The sequence below is a fragment of the Pseudokineococcus basanitobsidens genome, assembly GCF_037482545.1.
GTDB lineage: Bacteria > Actinomycetota > Actinomycetes > Actinomycetales > Quadrisphaeraceae > Pseudokineococcus > Pseudokineococcus basanitobsidens.
On record NZ_JBBIAA010000002.1, the window covers coordinates 232,576 to 236,096 of the forward strand.

4 protein-coding genes and 1 tRNA gene are annotated in these 3,521 nt (G+C 76.5%); 4 read left to right on the top strand and 1 reads right to left on the bottom strand.

Annotated elements, in window-relative coordinates; all coding sequences use genetic code 11:
• A partial coding sequence (locus tag WDZ17_RS03355) for a hypothetical protein (protein ID WP_339573717.1) occupies positions 1 to 621 on the top strand: 621 nt, incomplete at its 5' end.
• 7 nt (positions 622 to 628) lie between these two features.
• Here WDZ17_RS03355 and WDZ17_RS03360 read toward each other — a convergent pair.
• A complete protein-coding gene (locus WDZ17_RS03360; RefSeq protein ID WP_339573718.1) occupies positions 629 to 1,870 on the bottom strand; it encodes a pyridoxal phosphate-dependent aminotransferase in 1,242 nt (413 codons plus the stop codon).
• 215 nt (positions 1,871 to 2,085) lie between these two features.
• On the opposite strand from WDZ17_RS03360, the gene WDZ17_RS03365 reads away from it, so the two are divergent.
• The 3 genes from WDZ17_RS03365 to nusG all read left to right on the top strand — a co-directional run bounded on the left by WDZ17_RS03365 (position 2,086) and on the right by nusG (position 3,463).
• Positions 2,086 to 2,158: transfer RNA gene (locus WDZ17_RS03365), tRNA-Trp, on the top strand.
• Between the two features lie 128 nt (positions 2,159 to 2,286).
• Positions 2,287 to 2,595: a preprotein translocase subunit SecE gene (gene secE / locus WDZ17_RS03370; protein WP_339573719.1), complete on the top strand. Its 309-nt coding sequence runs from the start codon at positions 2,287 to 2,289 to the stop codon at positions 2,593 to 2,595.
• Positions 2,596 to 2,689: 94 nt separating this feature from the next.
• Positions 2,690 to 3,463, top strand: a complete 774-nt coding sequence (gene nusG, locus WDZ17_RS03375) for a transcription termination/antitermination protein NusG (protein WP_339573720.1) — start codon at positions 2,690 to 2,692, stop codon at positions 3,461 to 3,463.
• The last annotated feature ends 58 nt before the right edge of the window (positions 3,464 to 3,521 follow it).

A 3,521-nucleotide genomic window follows, 5' to 3' on the forward strand; every position in this document is an offset into this window, starting at 1 on the left:
CGCGGCGGCGACGCGGCGGGTGCCGGCACGAAGGCCGCCGGCACGAAGGGCGCCGCGAGCGCCACCGCGCCGGCGCCCGCGGACGGCCGGCCCGCGACGCCGGACCGCCTGGGGGCGGCCGTGCTCGCCTGGCTGGACCGCGACCCGCTGTGGGGCGAGGGCCCCGGGACGCGGCTGCTGCTCGCCGACCTCGACAACCTGCGCGCCGGACCGGTGCGCTGGCGGGCGCGGATGACCGTCGTCGCGGGCCTCGCCCGGCAGGCCGACGTCGTCGGCATCTCCGGCCAGCACGGCGCCGCCGCCCGCGGGGCGCCGCACCTGGCCGAGTGGGCGCGCCAGGTGCGCGCGGTGGACGACGGCAGCGACCTGGCCGACCACGAGCTGCTCGACGTCGCCGCGGGCGTGCCCGCGGACGCCGAGCCGCTGCGCGTCGTCGTGATGAGCAACGACAACATCTTCGCGGACCTCGCCGACCGCGGACGGCTGGTGGTGGTCTCGCCGGGGGCCGACGCGCTCAGCGAGCGGCTGGACTCCGCGGCGGCCGACGTCGTCGACCTCGCGGCGCTCGAGGGGGCCATGGCGGCCGGGCTCGACGCGGAGGTCGAGCCCGACCCGCGCTAGGCGGGCGTCAGCGGGCCTCGGCGAGCAGCCGCTGCAGGCGCCCGACCCCCTCGACCAGGTCGTCGTCGCCGAGCGCGTAGGACAGGCGCAGGTAGCCGCTCGGGCCGAAGGCCTCGCCCGGGACCACCGCGACCTCGGCCTCCTCGAGGACCACCTCGGCCAGCTCGGCGGAGGTCGTCGGCGTGCGGCCCCGGAGCTCGCGCCCCAGCAGCCCGTGGACGCTCGGGTAGGCGTAGAAGGCCCCCTGCGGCATGGGGCAGGAGATCCCCTCGACGTCCCGCAGCATGGAGACCATCGTGCGGCGGCGGCGGTCGAAGGCCTCGCGCATCGCCGCCACCGCCGAGAGGTCGCTCGTCAGCGCCTCGACGGCGGCGCGCTGGGAGACGTTGGCGACGTTCGACGTCAGGTGGGACTGCAGGTTGGTGGCGGCGCGGACGACGTCCCGCGGCCCGGCGAGCCACCCCACCCGCCACCCGGTCATCGCGTACGTCTTCGCGACGCCGTTGAGCACGACGCACGTGTCCGCCAGCTCCGGCACGACGACCGGCATCGAGGGCGCCTCGAGCCCGTCGTAGACGAGGTGCTCGTAGATCTCGTCGGTGACCACCCACACCCCGTGCTCGAGCGCCCAGCGGCCGATCGCCTCGACGGCCTCCGGCGGGTGGACCGCCCCGGTGGGGTTGGACGGCGAGCAGAACAGCAGCACCTTGGTGCGGGGCGTGCGCGCCGCCTCGAGCTGCTCGACCGTGACGAGGTAGCCCGCGTCCTCGCCGGCGAAGACCTCGACCGGGACGCCGCCGGCCAGGCGGACCGCCTCCGGGTACGTGGTCCAGTACGGCGCCGGGAGGAGCACCTCGTCCCCCGGGTCCAGCAGGGTCGCGAAGGCCGTGTAGACGGCCTGCTTCCCGCCGTTCGTGACGAGCACCTGCGAGGGGTCGAGCTCCAGGCCGGAGTCCCGGCGCGTCTTGGCGACGACCGCGTCCCGCAGCTCCGGCAGGCCCGCCGCGGGGGTGTAGCGGTGGTTCGCCGGACGTCGTGCGGCGTCGACGGCGGCCTCGACGACCGCGTCCGGGGTCGGGAAGTCCGGCTCCCCGGCCCCGAAGCCGATGACGGGCCGGCCCTGGGCCTTCAGCGCCTTGGCGCGGGCGTCGACGGCGAGGGTCGCCGACTCGGCGATGCCGCCGACGCGCCGGGAGACGCGGCGGCGGACGCCCGGGTCGGCGGGCTGGACGGCGGAGGGGTCGGTCATCCCACGATCCTGGCACCGTGCGGGCGACGGGGGCGGGAGCGGCCGCACCGCGGACGTCGCGCCCGCGCGGGCGGGTGCCGCCCGCGCGGGGAGGCGAGGGGGCCGGGCGGCGTTCGACGGCGGGAGGGCGGTCCGCGTAGAGTGCTCCGCGGCTGTCGACGTGCGTCCTCGTCCTCCCGCTGCGGCGAGAGGGCCGGACGCACCGGGACAGGCCTAGGGCAGTGGCGCAATTGGTAGCGCACCGGTCTCCAAAACCGGCGGTTGTGGGTTCGAGTCCCTCCTGCCCTGCGGACGTCGCCCCGCTCGACGGGACGACGACGGCAGCCGAGCGGTCCGGCGCGGTGCAGGGGCCCCAGCGGGCCCGCGGTGCCGCGGCGCCGGGCCCCACCGACCCCCGACCCGAGGCAGGCACCCCTGTGACGAACGCCGACGCGGCCGAGGCCCCCCGTCCCGGGGAGGGTGCCGGCGGACCCGGCGGCAGCGGGGCGACGCCGGCCCGCCGCGAGGGACGCGGCGCCGACCGGCACGGGCCCCTCGCCCGGCTCCTGCAGTTCCTGCGCGAGGTCTGGGCCGAGCTCCGCAAGGTGGTCCGACCCACCCGCGGGGAGCTGCTCACCTACACGTCGGTCGTGCTCGTGTTCGTGGTCGTCGTCATGCTCTACGTCTCCGGGCTCGACTACGTCTTCGGGCAGGCGGTCCTGTGGGTCTTCGGCGGCCCCGCCTGACGCCGACCCGCGCCCGACGCGCGCGCCGGGCCGCCGCGCGGCGGACCCACCCGCGCCCTCACCCGTCCAGCACGCCGGAAGGCAGGCACACCCCGTGACCGAGCAGCACACCGAGCCCGACGTCGACGCCGTCGGCACGCCGGAGGACCCCGCCGCCGAGGCGGACGCGACGCCGACCCCCGCCGAGGGCGACGTGGAGGCCTCGCCGGGTGACGGCGCGGTCGGCCCGGTCGACGTGGACGCCTCCGAGGAGGAGGGTGACCCGGTCGAGGAGTTCAAGGCCGCCCTGCGCCGCGAGCCGGGTGAGTGGTACGTCATCCACTCCTACGCCGGCTACGAGAACCGCGTGAAGGCGAACCTCGAGAACCGCATCACCTCCCTCAACATGGAGGAGTACATCCACGGCGTCGAGGTGCCGATGGAGGAGGTCACGGAGATCAAGAACGGCCAGCGGAAGCTGGTCCGGCGGGTGCGGATCCCCGGGTACGTCCTCGTCCGGATGGACCTCACGGACGAGTCGTGGGGCGCGGTGCGCCACACGCCGGGCGTCACCGGCTTCGTGGGGCACACCCACCAGCCCGTCCCGCTGAGCCTCGACGAGGTCTTCTCCATGCTGGCGCCCACCCTGACGCCCAAGGAGCCGCGCGGCGGCGCCGGCCAGGGCGCGGGCGGCGGCGGCGCCGCGACGGCGACCGAGGTCGACTTCGAGGTCGGCGAGTCGGTCACCGTCATGGAGCCGCCCTTCGAGACCCTCCCGGCCACGATCACCGAGATCAACGCCGACGCGCAGAAGCTGAAGGTGCTCGTGTCGATCTTCGGCCGCGAGACGCCCGTCGAGCTCGCGTTCAACCAGGTCGCCAAGCTCTAGCGCGACCGACGAGACCCCCGGCGGCGAGTCAGCGCCGCCGGCCCGGGGGGGGGGGGGG